We start from the raw sequence: 18,128 nt of genomic DNA on the forward strand, positions 1-18,128 counted from the left end.
ATTAAGGACCTCTCTATTCTAAGTAAAGAATCAGGTTAGTTTAAGTTCTAGCTTCGTAATCGGGCAGCTTTATCTTAGTGATTCTATTTATGATTTCCAATGCTTCTTGACCAACTGCATACTCCCTTGTATAAAGCTTTTTTACTTCCCAATGTAGTGGGTTCTTAACTAGAATATCTTTGTTATGCCTTTCTATTGCAAATTGGATATGATCTGCCAAGGTGATTAACAATGCGTCACTGAATTTCATATCCAACATTCTTTCCCCAGCTTCAATAATACTGTTTGTAGCGAGGATATATTCACCTGGAATCTGATCGAGTATATTGAAGGAGTAATTTGCTTCGTTTGAATTTAAAGTGTATATTTTGTCGATTGCGGATTCATTTATCATTTCATATTTCTTCTTATTAAACCCCACTCCTTTCCCCATCGCGATAACTTCATTTCCACTATTGTCCACAGCTAATACCACGTTATTATTGAATGGTTGTTTTAATCTCATAGGAATCCCTCTATCTTAAAGATAAAATAAAAAACCAATTATAAAAGTCGAAATCCTCTGAGGGGAAGATTTCAACAATTATAATTGGTTATGCCTGATCGAATCAGTAACAATCCAAGTATTTTCTTAATCATAGCACTAAATTGAAAACGTTGTCCATGACTCTTTTGGGGATATTATCACATATTAACGCAATACTTACGACCTATCCATAAACCACCGTTGGAGATCCAGGAAGTCTGAGCAATCATGTAGCTGAGGGTCTTCAGTTGGCTACAAAGCTACAAAATCAAGACTTCATTCATCGTTATAACGTATTATTAGTCACACACTTTGAAGTTGGTGAATTTGAGGAAACACTATCTCAAGCGGTTCATTACTTCCTGGATAAAGAAAAGGATCATGATATTCCAGTTTACGCTAAATTGTTGGCCAATTATTATGAAAGTATTTCAAATTTTGAGGAAGCAAACCACTATAATAAAATCGCCCTTGCTATAATGGAGAAGAAAAATAGTTGTAGCATTGATTACCACTATTGTAATTAGTGGCGCACAAAGAAACCGCCTATGATAAAGGCATTACACCTCATTCTATTATATTAACAGAGTTCTAGTAACACCTAGTTCGACTAGCATTTGTACTCATATTTTCCTGATTCAACTAGATACATTACGCTCCCCCCTATTAGAATATAGTGGGGCGTTTTGGATATGTACATTTCACCAATGTTATTGCACAAAGCAGACGAAGCATTCTCTACCTAAGTGAATTAAATATAATGGTATACGATTAAACCTATATTCAATAAATGCTCCGTTTGTTGAAGTGAATTCTTTCACGAATTTCATTCATTCTTAAGAATTTCTTCCTTATTTCCTCCATGAAGCCATAATAATAAAAATCCCCGAGAAAGTTGGTCTTAAAAACTTAAACCAAATCCTCGGGAAAGCACACTCAAGCTATTGAACCGCCATAAAGGAACCGTACGTTGTGTAAGAGGTCGGGGTTTATTTATCCCCTCCTACTCGATTCCAAATTTCCATTGCTTCCTATACAATTTAAAATCAAATACTAGAAATATGGGTTTCTTAAATTATGAATTATATGTTTCTCTGTTTATATTTACAATATCTTCATGAGATAATTCTGCTGAAAGCTTCTCTAATGCCTTATCGCGTAGGAGTGGAGCTTTTTCTTTATCTGCCTTTTTGAGCCCTTCCATTAGTTCCTCTTTTGTTAATTCTGTGCAGTATGCAGGATTTCCTGGTTGTTGTCTCCATGAGTCACTTAAAGATCCACTATCCACTGCATCAAAGCCTAGTTCGTTTGCCACGTCCATAATTACTTGTTTATGTGCTTGGTCATTACCGGCAATCGCATAGGCAATGCGACCACTAGCACCTTCGAGGGTTCCTTTATTTTCCAATGTATAAGCTAATTGGTTGTTGAAAGCTTTAATGACAGGTCTACCTAATTGCTTTGAAACCCATACACTTTCAACCATCCCGTTTTCTATCTCTTCAATCTTATTGTCTCTAAAAGGATAATAATTTGAAGTGTCTACAACGATTACCTCCTCTCCAACTTTATCTACTATGTTACGAATGCTTGGCATAACAATAGAAGGTAGAGATATTATAAGAACATCAATATTTGTTATTACATCTTCTAAATTCACAGGCGTTGCATCAAGCTCTCTTCCTTCTAAACGATCAATTCCTCGGGTTTCTGCAATTTTGACATCATGTCCATTCTTAACTAATTTTTTAGAAATATTTGTCCCAATTGCTCCTGCACCTATAATTCCAAATCTCATTCTTGTTCCTCCTAAATATAATTTGTTCGTTTATTGTTCTCGATCAGTTATGGAACTATTCCAATCTCCTCAACATACAACACAAAATTGTCTACATTCCTTTGTTAAGGATTAAGGTAATTGTGTATTTTGGTTACAATTATATAGTCATGATATCTAGTTGGAAAGAGGGCAATATAAATGTATATAGTACATATTATTGTACTTTTGGATAGGAGTAAAACAAAATGAGGGTTTTAAAGATAGTTTTCTAAGAGGGTTTATAGATGAAAAAGAAAATATGTACGCAATAGCATTTACTCAAAATGTCTTATCAGGTAGATTGAAGTACTTTATTCTTATGTGTTTCCTGTAGTTCCTCCTAAAGTAGAACACTATATTTTCAGAAAAATAAAAAATAACAGCCTGAAACTAGTGTTTCTGCTGTTATTTTAATTTAATTTTCGGGAAGTATGTCCACGCTTGTTTAAAAGACCAATAAGAATAGTTATTTTCATATTAGGTCTGCTACTCTATAATTTCATAACTGTGCTTCGCCTCTAGCTGCTCCTCTTATTCTTCAAGACAAAAACCTCATTTACTTATGGTACGGTTCTCCGTATCATAAGTAATTCCCCATAAAAGTGTACTTTTTTTGAACTATGTTATTTAATATGAGCGAGAAATAGTTTGGACAAACTATTTCCCACTCATTACTACTACACGTATATTTATATATATTTTTTTCCTTCCAGCTTGAACCTGATTATTTTGCTAACTTGGTAAAATAATAGAGTTGCTTTTTCGTACGCTCTAAGGTGTCCTCATCAGTTATTGGAATTTCTACCAGTTTATCAATCTGTGTGTCTACAAAATATAAGCCTTTTAAATTGTGAGCTTTTAACGAAGCCAAGACTGGCTTTAATGCGTATTCTAATGCCAGGAGATGCGCCGGACTACCACCAGTCATTAATGGAAGCACTGGTTTGTGTTTTAAAACATCTTGAGGAAGCAAGTCAATAAGCGTTTTTAGTACCCCTGAATATGCACCTTTGTATACTGGCGATCCGATAATGACACCTTTTGATTCTTGAAGTAATTTGGCGATATGATGAATTTCAGGACTATCATATTTTCCTTCAAACAGAACATCTTTTGATACGTCCTTAATAGATATCTGTCTTATTGAAAAACCTTCCTGCTCTAAAAGTGTCCCCAAATAGTTAAGAACCTTCTTGGTTTTTGAGTTATCAGAAGGACTACCGGAAATAATAACAATGTCACTCATATTTTTTTATCCTCTCACAACGATTTGATATTTCTGAAAATGTCGAATAATTTCTTTCCACAGTTACCGGGTCCGCCTAACAATCCTCCTACTGAGCTAGCCGTCAGTACCATCCCCCATTGAGTTGGACTTTAAGCCATAATTAAGGGGCCAAGCACATTAAAAGCTGGTGTGGCAAAATTCAAGATACTAAATGAGATTATTGGTGACCAAACCCAAGTATACTTTTTTGCTGTGCCAATCCCTTCTCGAAAGTTTTTGCAAAATACAACTCGCTTCTTTAAAATCTTGAGTAGCTAAAGAAATTTGAAGACTCATATAATACACCAATTATCTTAACTGAGATCTCATTTACAATATATAGTTGATATAGCCCTATTTATTTAGGGCTATATCGCTGAATATAGTAAATTATTTCGTATCATTAGAGCTATAGTAAAAAATTGAAGCCTAGATTATGTTTATTTTCTTTGAAATAGATTCTGAGGTGCAATCTAGTTATTTATCTCCCATTAAAAGGTAAAGCTAATCAGTTGTTCGTGCTAGTTCTATCCGAATGAATATTATTAAATAGGGGCAATTTTAATGAGATGGCTAAAATAATTATTCCAATTAAAATAGCTGTCGCTCCTATCCAATTTATAGATTGAATTTCTAAATTACTAGTTGCAATCCCACCTATACCGGAACCAGTAGCCATTCCTAATTGTAAAAATGAGCTGGATAAGCTAAGTATGATGACAGAGGCTTTAGGGGCAAGTTGTACAAGGCTGTACTGTAACGTTGGACCTGACGTCCAAGCCGCAGTCCCCCAAATTAAAAGTAATAAAATAGTTATAGTATAAGGACCAGCTATAGTAGCAAGTAGTATCAGAGCAAGAAGATTAATCGTCATACCTATAAACAAGGTTGAATTACTACCCAAACGATCTGACATAGATCCACCTAGCCTAGACCCAATTAAAGTTGCAAGACCAAAACCAAGTAAAGTAAGGCTTAAAGCTGTATTACTCATGGGTGAGATAATATTTAAAAAAGGTGTAACATACGTGTAGAACACACCATATCCAACAAATACGAAGAATGTCACAAGAAATAGTGCAGTAATTTTAGGATTTTTCAAAATGGAAAGTTGTTTTTTAATTGGTACAGGGACCTCTCCTTTTGTCACTGGGATTAATTTTACAATAGCGAAAATTGCGACTAAACCAATAAGTGCAATTGCCCAAAATATAATTTTCCAATCGTATGAAGCAGAAATAAATCGACCAATAGGTACTCCTAAGACTAATGAGGCACTAAAGCCCATTGCCACAGTAGCTAATGCACTAGCCTGATGACCAGGAGGAGCTATTTTCGTTGCGAAGGACGAAGCGGTAACAATGAAAATACCCATACCTAAGGCAAGTACAATTCGCGAAAACATTAATAAAGTGAATCCGGGAAGCAAGACAGTCATTAAACTACCTAGGACAGTGAAGACCAGAGCCAGTATTAATTGCTTTCGTTGATCTAGCTTTGATGTTGCTAAAATAACGAGAGGTGTTCCTATTGCATTAGCAAAGGCAAATATAGTTATAAGCTGTCCGGCAACAGCTACCGTAACCCCTACATCATCTGCCACTTTATCCAAAACACCTACAAGTACAAATTCTGATGTACCCACAAAAAGACTAATTAGAGTGAGTAAGTATATTCTAATTCTCCAAGAGTTTTTCATAATAAATAAAACCACCTTATCACTTTTATCTTATTAATTCTTAAAAATACAGAAATCAATTTCATTTTAATGATTTACTTTAACAAAATAAAAACCTTTTACTAATAGTTTTAGAATATATCAATCCAAAAAAATTATAATTTTATATTTCAGATGTATGGAAATATATTCATTCTTAAAAAACTTCTGTTACAAGTTTCTTAAAGTAACAACTGTGCAGTTGAAGCTGAAATTTATACAATTACATTAAAGATTAGTATTACTATGTTTAGGGAGCGTACTTACTAAACATGCCAACAAAACCGTAAAAAGAAGCAGTGCTATCAAGAAAACAAGCGTATTGTATTGATTCTTAATTTCTATCCATTAATTGTCTTAAGTAATAAAATAATTGTTTATTTTTTGGCTAATCCTTGTTTATTTAAATACTCACGCATGAAAGGCAGTTTGCTTCTTTCCAGATGGTCCTCAATATGATCTTTCCACCCTTTTACCTTCTTCACTGTGAAAGGTGCTTTAACAGGACGATTACGGTAATACTCAAGCATCTTCTGGTCGTAAGCTGCTAGTTTTTTTTCATCTAGTGGTTGGTACTGATTATCAAACATTACCATTGATTGTGGCAAACGTGGTTTTATTCCAGGCTTCTCCCCAGCAGGATGTCCTATGCATAGTCCCACTAGAGGAATCACATACTTCGGTAAATTTAGTATCTCGGTTAATTCTGTGATATTAGCTCTTACTCCGCCGATATAAACTCCACCTAACCCCATTGATTCTGCTGCAGTTAATGCATTTTGAGCCATTAACCCAGCATCAAATGTTCCTATCAAAAGATACTCCATATACTCTAGGTCTACTTTTGGGGCAATTTGATGGTTCCGATTAAAATCTGCACAAAAAATCCAAAATTCCGCTGCTTCTTCAATATAAGGTTGATTAACAGACAGCTGCATCACTTTTTTCCGAAGATTAGGATCTGAAATCCTAATAATAGAAACTGCCTGTAGAAGACTGAAAGAAGATGTCTGATTAGCTGCCTTAAATATCGCATCTCGTTGTTCCTCGGTCAGTGGTTGATTTGTAAAAGAGCGAATAGATGTATGATTATGAAGTAATTCAACAGTATTGTTCATTTGAAACCTCTCCTCAATTGTTTTTTTTAATTTTCAAGTCGTCCGTATTGATAAGGAACTCCCATATTTTCACGCAATGTATTTCCTTCATATTCTTTATGGAACAAACCGCGTTCCTGTAAGATTGGGACAACAAGATTTACAAAATCAGCAACTCCATCATAGGCTATGTCCGGAACAACCGAGAAGCCGTCACACGCGCCGGCCAAGAACCATTCTTCTAAGAAGTCAGCAACTTGTACGGGAGTACCCGCAACTACCGGATGGTAGTTAATGACCCCATGGGCAAGCACATCACGAATGGATAGACCTTGTTTTAGCAGCTGTAAAGCTCTGGCAGAACGTGGATCCATTGGGTTTGCATATGCTTTTTTCAACATCTCAGTGGCTAAAGGTTGATCAATATCTACTGTGTTCACCGATAGTGGTAAACCAACCATGGAGCCAAGGTACCTTACTCTGCTTGGAATCTCCTCAGGATTGAAACTCATCAGCTGTCTTCGCCGTTCCAAACCTTCTTCTTCCGTTGCGCCTATGGAAAACATAAAACCTGTGTACATCTTGATGTCATCAGGATTTCGACCAAAACTGGCAGCACTTTGTCGTAGTGCTTGCCTATGTTCACGAGCGGACTCTATATCATAAGGGTTTGCATAGACACCAGAAGCGTGCCTCCCTGCTAATTCCAATCCTTCACTCCCTCCGCCTGCTTGGAAAATAACTGGCTGACCTTGTTCAGAAGGTGGGATTGGCAAAGGACCACGAGATGCATAATATTGCCCTTGAAGATTTATAGGCCGAATTTTGTCCATGTCGGCAAATTTCCCTCCTTCTACATCTAATGTCCAAGCGTCTGCTTCCCAACTCCCCCAAAGCGCTTGGACAATTTGGATGCTTTCATGTGCCTTGTCATATCGTTCTTTGCGACTGGCAATCTGAGCACCAAAATTTGCTGCAGTTTCTGGTTGGGATGTGGTGACAGCATTCCATCCAACACGACCATTACTTATAACATCGAGCGCTTTGAATTGACGTGCTATGTTGTATGGATAATTGAATGTCGTAGATTGTGTAGCCACAAGCCCAATATGTTTCGTTTCTCTGGCTACAGCCATTAGTGCTAACATTGGATCCATAGGGAAACTAGGAGATTGAGGACCTAAGTTAACGGTTAATGCCGGAGTGTCAGCGATGAAAATCATCTGGAATTTCCCTTTTTCAGCCAATTTAGCTCGCTCCACATAACTATCTATATTTGTGTAGGCTGCCGGGTCAGTACCAGGCACTCTCCAAGCGCTGAATTCGGCTCCGTACCCAGAAACCATTTGTAATGCTAGTTGCATCTCTTTGTTTTTCATTCAATTCTTCTCCTTTTTGTTAATAAGTTAAGTGTCCAAATATTTTCAGTAAAAGATCTAATGGATTAAAATGATCGAAATTAATTAGTTTACTAAATAATTTCTGATGGTTATACTACAAACAAATTTCTTCTTGGTATGTCCTTTCTATTATGATAGATTTCCTAGTCCTTAGTATAAATCTGTCCTCAATATAGAGGGCTTGCAGTGAGTAATTGAAGATTTAAGGATTACTCCTAGAACTACTATCAACGAATAAACGTTAGAGTGTCGGTCGAAATAGCATCTTCCCCCATATTATTTAGCATGCTAAATATTAACTCAGAGAAAACTTAAGATAAGTTTTTCTCCATTCGTTTTATTAAATCCCTTAATAGTAAACGTTCTTCTGGTGAAAATGTATGCAGTAATTTTTCTTGCTGCTGCTTCCATTTGAAGTCAACTGGATTCTCTAATTCTTTGCCTTCGTCCGTTAGATATATCCGCATAACCCTTGCATCATTCTCATCACGCTTACGATATATGAAACCGTTTTGCTCGAGTGACTTAACCATATTTGTTACCGTAGGCGGCTCGCATTTTAAGTGTTCACATAGTTGCATTTGTGTTATTCCATCACCTTGCCACAAACGAGACAGTAAATTATCTTGGCCTACATAAAGCTTAAGTTCCCTTAGACTTTCACTATAATCTCGACGGATTTGAGATGATACTTTATTTAAAGACTCTCGAATCTCGCAGTCAACAGTATCGTTCATAGATATCCCCCACATCACTAATATATTTAGCAGACTAAATATATCATAATGAAATTTTAAAGGTCAAGTTCACTTAGGAGGTATTCATTAAATCGAGCTGAATTCATTCTCGATTGAAAAAAAGTATAGACTTTATACAAGGATAGAACCCTTTATTAAAAATTAGACTCCCAGCAGCTCCTCATACACTATAATAATGTCTTTACTTTAATCTTTAAATAGGGCAATAAAAATTGCCATAGTACATTTTTTTGTACCGTAAAGTAAATTTCTTTTGATCTAAGTCTTGATACGCTTGCTTTAGCTAGTCTATTTGTTTTTGTTTCCCAAACTTCTTCCCTAACTCTTCCATTATGGTGTTTGCTGCGATGGAACAATCTTTAATGGGTTCATCAATCCTCAGAAGGTAGCAGAGGATTTCACTGTGGATTTAGTGAGAAAACCTCCAAAGCAAGTTGCTGAATGGATTAAAACAGATGCTCTTTTCTCTATAGTACAGAAATTAGTACTTAAGCAATTTGAATTGCCTACTTCCTATATTGGTACATAGTTTTTAATATATTATACAAGTCTAACTCCGTTAGCATTCCAATACTCAACGGATATTTAAAAGTTCAACTTTCTGCACTTCACAAAAATCAAAAGTAAATAGGGTGAAATAAATGAATGAGAAAAGACAACTAAAAATTGCTGGAACTATAGACGGTGTTGGCTGGAATTACATGGGATGGCGTCACTCAGATATGCCAGCTAATGCTAGTGAGAGCATTGATTACTATGTACAAAAAGCTAAAAGATTAGAAGAAGGAAAATTTGACACGATCTTTTTAACTGACGTAAGCCATATTGGACCCGGTATGATACCTCATTATCTCAGTATGTTTGAGGGTGTTACTATTCTGTCTGCCTTAAGCATGGTGACCCATTCTATTGGACTTACTGCCACAATTGCAACTTCTTATGCAGATCCATTCACTGTTGCTCGTCAAATGGCTTCTCTTGATAAAATTAGCAATGGCCGAGCGGGATGGAATGCCGTCACTTCTAATCCAGGAGGATTAGCGAATTATAGTCGTACTCATCTATCTAAATCAGATTTATATCCAATGAAAAAAGAGTTTTTAGAGATTGTCGAAGGTCTTTGGGACTCATATGAGGATGACGCTTTTATACGAGATAAAGAAAAGGGAGTATTCTTTGATCCACAAAAAATGCACACACTTAATTATAGAGGAAACTATTTTTCAGTGGAGGGTCCTTTAAATATCAGTAGGTCCAAACAAGGAAGGCCAGTTATTTTCCAAGCTGGTACCTCTCCAGATTTTATGAACATTGCCTCAAAGCATGCTGAAGGCGTATTTATTCCTTCTGATAATATAGAGAATGCCAAGGCATTAAGTAAAGAATTAAGAAGAAGAGTGAGTTTAGAGGGACGTTCGCCTAATGATTTTATAATTACCGTATCACATAACCCAATTGTAGGAAGGACAGACAAAGAAGCTGAAGAAAAATTCAAGGAGTTAGAAAGCCTACTACCATATGGATACAGGATACCAAAACCACAAATTTTTGGTTCGGCTGAAAAAGTAGCGGAACAAATTCAACATTGGTACGAGTCAGGTGCGATGGATTTATTACTGTTAAGACAGGAGCATCCTTCAGGATTTGATGACTTTATTGATTTAGTTATTCCTATTTTACAAGACAAAGGAATCTTTCGTAAGGAATATGAATCAGACACTCTTCGGGGTAATTTGGGACTACCTTATCCTGAGAATAGATATTCAATATAATTAATTAAAGCAAGTAGATGAGCGAGAAAACCCTATCGAAGTGACATCTTAGAAATGTCCTTAATAGGGTTTTTTTATCGGATATAAGTGAGTCAATCATCCCTCCCAGCACCACTACAAATGTGTCAATTTAAGAAGAACCAGCGTTTTGTTCTGGGCGCTCTCCATACTGCTTGTCCCAACTGCTGAAAGTTCCATTTCATCAGTGCTGAATAGCAGGAAAATGGGATCCTTTAGCCCAACCATTATTAATTGATTCACCTATAATACCCACTCGCAACTTCTTATTCATGCATAAAAACCCCTTTATATCAACAATTTATTCTTACAGTATTGGCTATTTTTATACCTTAGTAAAACCGAATCTCATTAGATGTCTGTTACGGTTTAACTTATTGACTTATCCACTGAAAGGAACAATAAAAAGGTAATGAGACCACCTTTGATAAGTGGTCTCATTACCTTGCTGTTAATTTACTTTACAGATAGACCTCCATCGATTATGTGATCAGCACCTGTTATATAAGAAGCGTCATCACTCGCAAGGAAGAGAGCCAGATTAGCTACCTCTTGAGACTGACCTAATCTTCGTATCGGTACTTCTTGAGCTCGTTCGTCTATTTGTTCTTTGCTCAAAGATCTAGTAACAATATTTGTTTGGATAGGTCCTGGTTGAATAAGATTTATTCGGATTTGATCAGGAGCAAACTCCACTGCAGCAGACCTTGTTAAGGATTGGATTGCACCTTTGCTAGCTGTATAAGCATTAAATCCTCCTGCTGAGTGAAGCTTACTTGCCAACGAGCCAATATTTACAATAGATCCGCCACCGTTTTTCTTCATATAAGGCACTACTGTTTTAATTCCGACAAATTGACTCCATGCATTGATATCCAGTGCCATATGCCAATAGTCAATTGAAGTATCTTGGTAGGACTTAGTAGCTGCAATACCTGCATTATTAACTAGGATATCTACTTTACCATAATTTTCGATACTTTTTTCTAAAACTTCAATCCAATCTTCTTCTGAAGAAACGTCGTGTTTAAAAGCGATGGCACTTTCAGGGAAATGCTCGTTAATATAGTCTGCCACAGCTTGTACATTTTCATATTGGATGTCAGTTATAACAACTTTTGCTCCTTCTTTAGCAAACAAGAAAGCCTCAACTTCCCCTTGTCCTGCAGCTGCTCCTGTGATAATAGCTACTTTATTGTCCAGTCTTCCCATTTATTTTTTCCCCTTTTTAATAGTGAATTACCTCTACCAATACATAGCTGAAATTTCCACTATAGATTTTGAATTACTTAATAATAGTATCCCTTGCTCCATCGACTATAATGTCCGTTCCATTTACATAGCTGGCTTTTTCAGATGCTAAAAACGCTAAAACATCAGAAACTTCATTTGGATTTGCAAAACGTTTCATTGGGAGCATTTGAGACACTTCATCAATTTGCTCACTTGTTAGTGTTTCTTGAGCCATAGGTGTCAGGATCGCCCCTGGAAGGATAGAATTGATTCGGATGTTCTTATCAGCAAACTCATATGCTGCTTGTTTAGTAAGGCCCCTCACCGCAAATTTTGACGCAGTATAAGCTGGATTTACTTCAGCACTGGCTCTCAAACCAGCAAGTGAAGAAATATTTATAATAGCTCCCGCACTTTTTTCGATCATTATAGGTAGAACAGCTCTCATTCCGTTGAAAATTCCAAATTGATTAATATCAATTATTTTTTTATATAAGTCTGCTTCCATTTCGAGAAGTCCACTCACTCCACCTGCAAGTCCAGCATTATTAACTAAAATATCTATGGTACCAAATGTTTCTTTGGCCTTCTTAACTAACAAATCCCAACTTTCAGGATTTGTTACATCCAACTCTATAAAAATAGAGTTATCACCCAAATCTTCTGCTAGTTTTTGTCCATTTTTAACATCAACATCACCTATTACAACTTTAGCTCCCTCATCTATAAATTTTCTTGTATGAGCTTCTCCCATACCTTTCGATCCACCAGTAATAATTGCTACTTTTCCTTCTAACAGTTTCATTATATTTCCTCCTATATGTTTGACCTACATTAAGTGCCATTCCTGTACCATTTTAAAGAAATCCGGTACCCAGTAATAATGGTGTGGAATACTTAAATCAAGAACAGCCTTTCATTTTTTTCTTTTGGAATTCACGTTTCAAAGCTATAGCACTTTCCGGAAACCCCTTAGCTCCTTAGCACGATAATGTTAACGCTTTCTTTTATCCTTCAATGGCACCATTATTAGTATACTTTTGTTAACCAACCTTCCCTTCCTCTAAAATGGCCATTCTCCATCAATATATAGTTAAATTTGACCCTTTCATAGAGGGCAATATGGATGAACATAGTACAATAAATTGTACTATGTTCTTTTAGATAGAAGATAAAAGCCAAAGATTCAATTGATAAGAAGTCTATTAGTTAATGGAGTTGAAAATTTCATCAACTACCTCTTGGCACGTCAGGATTTGTTGAATACCGCCTGCTGATTCAGATACGCTAATAGTACCGTTTATAAGGTCTCCATCTAACATTCCAATTTTGAACCCATTTCCATAATATTTGTATGCCTCATCACTTTTACCTTGGTTAATTAGTTCTAAAGCTTTTTTACCTGCTTCTGTAGGAATAGTTCTCAAATGTCCCTGTCCTGATTTAAATTCAATAAACTCCTCACTCTTTACATTAATTATGGCTTTTTTGGTTTCAATACTTGCCGGATTCTCCTTAGTTGCTATAAATCTAGTTCCCATATATACACCTTCTGCCCCCATGGAGAATGCTGCTCTTGCTCCCCTGCCATCAATGATTCCACCTGCAGCAATAACAGGAATCTTCACCTTTGAAGTTACTTGTGGGACAAGTGAAAGCGTACTAATTTTATATTCACTCATATGGCCACCAGCTTCATAACCTGTAACAATAAGTGCATCCACCCCTGATTTTTCAGCATCTAAAAGTTTTTCTACTGTAGGACTTAGATCTCTGTATACTACATTTACATTGTGTTCTTTCAGTCTTCTCATTTCGCTTTCAACCACTTCTGTTCCGATCGCGATAACGTTTTTCACATTTTCTTTAATTAGTACTTCAAATACTGCATTAGTAAACGGATCTTCTGAAGCACCACCCATTGGGAAAATGTAATTTACCGCAAATGGTTTATTAGTTAGTTCTCTCACTTTATGGATCTCTTTTGTTAATCTATCGGCCATATCTTCTGGACTTGATGCTGCTTCGGTTTGCCCTGCATTAGGTCCAAGGACGCCCATTCCACCAGCGTTGGATACTGCTGCTACAAACTCTGCTGAAGTGACCCATGTCATTGCTGCTGAAATAATTGGTTTTTCTATTCCTAATAATTCTGTAATTCGATTATTCATTTCTATATTTCTCCTTCTATTATCTGTATAGTAATTTTTCTTACTTCTAATTATGTCGGACATAAAATTTTTGATATTCGTTGTGCAATCTCCACGTAATATCAGCTGTTTCCTTTAACATTTAATCTACTGGTATAAACCTAATTCCTTTGCCAATAATCCATGGCCTCTCAATCTGCTATCTTGATTAGGATAAAAGTCTGCAATGATTATTTCATCGACCAAACTAGCTTTGGCAGTTTTATAAAGTTTATCTGCGACCTTTTCAGTACTACCAATAACAAATCGTTCTTTATTTCTTACCTTAGCTGCCTCTTCTTCTAAAGTGTAAGAGTGATTTTGGGCTTCCTCTAATGTAGGAAATGTAAGGTTCTTAGAGCCTGTACTCATTCGAGCCCATAGTAGTTCCGCCGGTCCGGCTAGATATCTAGCTTCTTCTTCTGTTTCAGCCGTGATCACTATTGTTGCCAGCATACTTTTTGGCTCATCTAAGAAAGGCGAAGGTTTAAAATCTGATTTATAAGCCCTTAGTATTGGAATAGCTAAGTGTGGTGAGAGATGAGCAGCAAATACAAATCCTAAACCTTTTTCGAGTGCAAATTGTAACCCACCTTCGCTAGAGCCTAACATATACATTTGGGGAATCATTGATGTGTCGCCTGCAGGATTAATATGACTAAACGGATGAGTTTCTTTGAAATTACGCTCAAAGAAAGAAAGTAAATCATCCAGTTGTTCTGGAAAATCATTTTTAGCCAATAATTCTCTCGACCTTAACAATGCCCACATAGTCCATCCGTCTGCACCAGAGGCTCTACCTATTCCAAGGTCAACCCTTCCAGGATATAAACCCTCGAGGAGAGTGAAATTCTCCATAACTTTTAAAGGACTATGGTTTGGTAACATAATGCCCCCAGATCCTACACGAATTCTCTTTGAATGTGCTGCTGCATGCATACTTAACATATCTGGTGAGGTGCTCATTAAGTTGGGTGCATTATGGTGCTCAGTAAACCAGTATCTGGTGTATCCCAACCGATCGGCTAATTGCACCATTTCTGTTGTGTTTTGAAGACTTTCTTTGGCATCACTTTCTTTATAAATATGGATGAAGTCCAAAATAGAAAGTCTTAGTTTTGAACTTGTTGCATTCACTTACTGGAATCTCCTTTCTGTATTTTTTTCATATAGTTAGCTTGCTAACTATGGAGCTAAAAAAAACAGTATACTCATGCATAAACAAAAGCTGTTTTTTGTTGCTGATATAATCATATATTACTTATGGACCATAGCAAAGAGGGCAATATAAATGTATATAGTACATGTTATTGTACTTAAGTGAAGGAGCAGAGTTTATGAAGGCTTAGATTTCAAAAAGAATTAGTTGAAGAGAAAATGAATGCCTGAGATATAGTTAGTCCCCTAACAAAAATACAAACTAGGAGCGATTAATGTTAAATTAGTCTATTAAAGTGCCCTTCCTTAGATTAAATTATTCAGGGTTCTTAAAATATACTTTCAAATCTGAAGGTGCTTCTGTGTTTTTCTGGAAGATATTCGTTTTGCTGAAATCAAACTTCTTCCTGAGTTCTTCCATCCATTCAATAATTGAGAAAATTCTTTACTTTAACGATGCTTTTTGGGCTTTAAAAAAATTAGGGAAAGTACGAAAGTATGTTAAAGGCGGCCTATAATCTTGTTGAAAAGGTGCAGAAAGCAGTTCTGTAAGGGAGGAGTACAATTTACCGTGAGGTAAAAGGCTCTTGTTAAAGAAGCAGGATATATTATTGTTTTGTTGTTTATAGACAGTATTTATATGTTTGTATTAAAAAAGCAATACCTTAAGAGGCATTGCTTTTTTCATCTAGGGGACTAGCGAGTAAGCAAAATGAGGGTATCAAAGCAGGAATTGTACCTTTTACTAGAAGAGATTTGTCTCCATTTGCTTTAGCAATCTTCTTAAAAGCATTTTCTCATCCAGAGTAATATCTGTTAATAGCCTATCTTGTTGTTTTCTCCATTTTTCATTAACGGGAGTTTCAAGGTTTCTTCCGGACTCAGTAAGGAATATCCTGGTAATTCTTTTATCGTTGCGATCGCTTCTTCGAATAACTAACCCTTTCTTCTCAAGAGCTTTAACCATATTAGTAACTGTGGGAGGCTCACAATTTAACTTGTTACAAAGTTCTCTTTGTGTTAAACCATCCTCTCTCCAAAGTTTACATAAGAGATTATCTTGTCCAACATGTAGGTTAAGATCATGTAGTAAATGATTGTGCTTTCTTCGTGTTTGTGACGAAATTTTGTCTAAAAGCTCTCTTATTTCATCGTTAATCATATATATAAACCCCACTGTCTAAATTTATTAGTGAGCTAACCATAACTTGGAGTGTATTTAAAGTCAATTTAAGGCCAAACTCAATTAATCATTTGTACTTTTTGCCTTTTCACCATACTCTTTACCAAAAGCCTCCATCATATCTAGAACAGGGATTAATTTCATTCCTTTTTCTGTGAGTGAGTACTCTACTTTAGGAGGAACTACAGGAAAGACTTCACGTTTTATGACACCATCGTTCTCCAATTCTCTTAGTTGCTTAGTAAGGGAACCTTGTGATATGTCCCATAAAAAATTTTTGATATCAGAATAACGCCGTGTAGTTCCTTTTAAGTACCAAAGAATAAAATACTTCCATCGTCCAGATAAGACATTCTGAGTAAATGCTATTGCGTACATATCTTCTTTTTCTTCAATAAATTCTTTGTGAAATCCATCATTACAAACCTTCAATTTTTCCACTCCTGTCTTAAGTACAAAAATGTGTACTATATCCATGTATATTGCCCTCTTTACAGCTACTCATAATGACTTTAGGATGGCATATATACCAAACCTAATAATTACTAGTTCTTCTTTTAATTAAGAGGGTTATATAGTTAATAAGCTAACTAATCATAACACAGAAAGAAGGTTTTGATTAGTGGATATAGGAAATTCAGGACTAAAATTGTCCAAGGAGATATAGGAGTGACAGGATGAGTGAAGAATTAAACGATCAGATGCTGGTGCGCCGCGATAAGCTGAAACAGCTTATGAGCCAAGGTTATAATCCGTTCGGTGCCAGATTCGAGCGCACACATCAAACGGAAGAACTAGTAGCAGCTTTTGATGCTTTCAGTAAGGAAGAATTGGAAGAGAAGAAAGCGGAAGTAACGATTGCTGGCCGTCTTATGACAAAACGCGGAAAAGGTAAAGCGGGTTTTGCTCACTTGCAGGACTTGAGTGGCCAGATCCAACTTTATGTTCGTAAAGACCAGGTTGGTGATGAAGCGTATGAGCTATTCAGCAGTGCCGATCTAGGTGACATCGTTGGTGTTACTGGTGTAATGTTCAAAACGAATGTAGGAGAGCTTTCTGTTAAGGCGACTTCTTTTGATATCCTTTCCAAAGCACTTCGTCCGCTTCCTGATAAATTCCATGGTTTGACTGACATTGAGCAGCGCTATCGTCAACGCCACCTTGATTTGATTGTGAACCCAGAGTCAAAGCAGACATTCATTGCTCGCAGTAAGATTATCCAAAGTATCCGCCGTTATTTGGACGATATCGGATACTTGGAAGTGGAAACACCACTAATGCACAGCATTCCGGGTGGAGCGGCAGCTCGTCCATTCATTACCCATCATAATGCATTGGATATACCGCTTTATATGCGTATTGCGATTGAACTGCACCTGAAACGTCTTATCGTTGGCGGATTAGAGAAAGTGTACGAAATCGGACGTGTATTCCGTAACGAGGGTGTATCTATACGCCATAACCCTGAGTTCACAATGCTTGAACTATACGAAGCGTATGGTGATATGGATACAATCATGGAATTGACAGAGAATCTGATTGCCCATGTAGCAAAAGACGTACTTGGTAAAACTGTGATTCCTTATGGTGAGTATGAAATCAACCTTGAACCGAAGTGGAAACGCCTGCACATGGTAGATGCAGTCAAAGAATATACAGGTGTTGACTTCTGGAAGCAGATGACTGACGAAGAGGCAAAAGATCTGGCGAAGGAAAATGGTATTGATATCAAAGATACAATGACATACGGTCATATTGTGAATGAATTCTTTGAACAGCGTGTAGAGGACAAGCTTATCCAGCCGACCTTTATTTATGGTCATCCAGTTGAGATTTCTCCGCTGGCGAAGAAGAATCCGGAAGACGAGCGCTTCACGGATCGCTTTGAAGTATTTATTGTAGGAAGAGAGCATGCAAATGCATTCTCCGAGCTGAACGATCCGATCGATCAGCGTGAGCGTTTCGAAGCGCAGATGAAAGAAAAAGAACAA

General features: G+C 36.6%; 16 protein-coding genes. 3 read left to right on the plus strand and 13 right to left on the minus strand.

The annotated features are described in order from the left end of the window. Window positions 1–40 precede the first annotated feature (40 nt). Entirely contained in the window at window positions 41–505 is a 465-nt protein-coding gene (locus tag AE2B122_RS12505) for a CAT RNA binding domain-containing protein (RefSeq protein WP_175074306.1), read from the minus strand. A 269-nt stretch (window positions 506–774) separates the two neighbouring features. On the opposite strand from AE2B122_RS12505, the gene AE2B122_RS12510 reads away from it, so the two are divergent. Further along, window positions 775–1,053 (plus strand): hypothetical protein, encoded by a 279-nt coding sequence (locus tag AE2B122_RS12510; RefSeq protein ID WP_175074307.1) that lies wholly within the window; start codon window positions 775–777, stop codon window positions 1,051–1,053. Between the two features lie 548 nt (window positions 1,054–1,601). Here AE2B122_RS12510 and AE2B122_RS12515 read toward each other — a convergent pair. The 6 genes from AE2B122_RS12515 to AE2B122_RS12540 all read right to left on the minus strand — a co-directional run bounded on the left by AE2B122_RS12515 (window position 1,602) and on the right by AE2B122_RS12540 (window position 8,563). Next, window positions 1,602–2,324, minus strand: a complete 723-nt coding sequence (locus AE2B122_RS12515; protein ID WP_175074308.1) for an NADPH-dependent F420 reductase — start codon at window positions 2,322–2,324, stop codon at window positions 1,602–1,604. A gap of 745 nt (window positions 2,325–3,069) precedes the next feature. Beyond that, on the minus strand, window positions 3,070–3,591 hold the full coding sequence (gene ssuE, locus AE2B122_RS12520) for an NADPH-dependent FMN reductase (protein ID WP_175074309.1): 522 nt from the start codon (window positions 3,589–3,591) through the stop codon (window positions 3,070–3,072). 529 nt (window positions 3,592–4,120) lie between these two features. Next, on the minus strand, window positions 4,121–5,311 hold the full coding sequence (locus AE2B122_RS12525; RefSeq protein WP_175074310.1) for an MFS transporter: 1,191 nt from the start codon (window positions 5,309–5,311) through the stop codon (window positions 4,121–4,123). Window positions 5,312–5,706: 395 nt separating this feature from the next. Next, window positions 5,707–6,447 (minus strand): oxygen-insensitive NADPH nitroreductase, encoded by a 741-nt coding sequence (gene nfsA, locus AE2B122_RS12530; protein WP_175074311.1) that lies wholly within the window; start codon window positions 6,445–6,447, stop codon window positions 5,707–5,709. A gap of 26 nt (window positions 6,448–6,473) precedes the next feature. Next, window positions 6,474–7,805, minus strand: a complete 1,332-nt coding sequence (locus AE2B122_RS12535) for an NtaA/DmoA family FMN-dependent monooxygenase (protein WP_175074312.1) — start codon at window positions 7,803–7,805, stop codon at window positions 6,474–6,476. A 332-nt stretch (window positions 7,806–8,137) separates the two neighbouring features. Next, the gene (locus AE2B122_RS12540; RefSeq protein ID WP_175074313.1) at window positions 8,138–8,563 is read right to left on the minus strand and encodes a MarR family winged helix-turn-helix transcriptional regulator; all 426 of its coding nucleotides are present in this window, start codon (window positions 8,561–8,563) and stop codon (window positions 8,138–8,140) included. Between the two features lie 662 nt (window positions 8,564–9,225). Here AE2B122_RS12540 and AE2B122_RS12545 point away from each other — a divergent pair. After that, a complete protein-coding gene (locus AE2B122_RS12545) occupies window positions 9,226–10,356 on the plus strand; it encodes an NtaA/DmoA family FMN-dependent monooxygenase (protein ID WP_175074314.1) in 1,131 nt (376 codons plus the stop codon). 474 nt (window positions 10,357–10,830) lie between these two features. Here the strand turns inward: AE2B122_RS12545 and AE2B122_RS12550 are convergent, their stop codons facing one another. From AE2B122_RS12550 to AE2B122_RS12575, 6 genes are all read right to left on the minus strand, one after another. Continuing rightward, window positions 10,831–11,586, minus strand: a complete 756-nt coding sequence (locus tag AE2B122_RS12550) for an SDR family NAD(P)-dependent oxidoreductase (RefSeq protein ID WP_175074315.1) — start codon at window positions 11,584–11,586, stop codon at window positions 10,831–10,833. A gap of 73 nt (window positions 11,587–11,659) precedes the next feature. Continuing rightward, complete coding sequence (locus AE2B122_RS12555) at window positions 11,660–12,412, minus strand: SDR family NAD(P)-dependent oxidoreductase (RefSeq protein ID WP_175074316.1); 753 nt, start codon at window positions 12,410–12,412, stop codon at window positions 11,660–11,662. 400 nt (window positions 12,413–12,812) lie between these two features. Then, complete coding sequence (locus tag AE2B122_RS12560; RefSeq protein WP_175074317.1) at window positions 12,813–13,841, minus strand: nitronate monooxygenase family protein; 1,029 nt, start codon at window positions 13,839–13,841, stop codon at window positions 12,813–12,815. 63 nt (window positions 13,842–13,904) lie between these two features. Continuing rightward, window positions 13,905–14,933, minus strand: coding sequence for an LLM class flavin-dependent oxidoreductase (locus AE2B122_RS12565; RefSeq protein WP_175074318.1), 1,029 nt, complete (start codon window positions 14,931–14,933; stop codon window positions 13,905–13,907). A 766-nt stretch (window positions 14,934–15,699) separates the two neighbouring features. Then, window positions 15,700–16,116, minus strand: a complete 417-nt coding sequence (locus AE2B122_RS12570) for a MarR family winged helix-turn-helix transcriptional regulator (protein WP_175074319.1) — start codon at window positions 16,114–16,116, stop codon at window positions 15,700–15,702. A gap of 84 nt (window positions 16,117–16,200) precedes the next feature. Then, a complete protein-coding gene (locus AE2B122_RS12575; RefSeq protein WP_305852010.1) occupies window positions 16,201–16,614 on the minus strand; it encodes a helix-turn-helix domain-containing protein in 414 nt (137 codons plus the stop codon). A 200-nt stretch (window positions 16,615–16,814) separates the two neighbouring features. Here AE2B122_RS12575 and lysS point away from each other — a divergent pair. Further along, on the plus strand, window positions 16,815–18,128 hold a 1,314-nt coding region (gene lysS, locus AE2B122_RS12580; RefSeq protein ID WP_254593496.1), incomplete at its 3' end, for a lysine--tRNA ligase.

The organism is Terribacillus sp. AE2B 122 (assembly GCF_902497585.1).
GTDB lineage: Bacteria > Bacillota > Bacilli > Bacillales > Amphibacillaceae > Terribacillus > Terribacillus saccharophilus_A.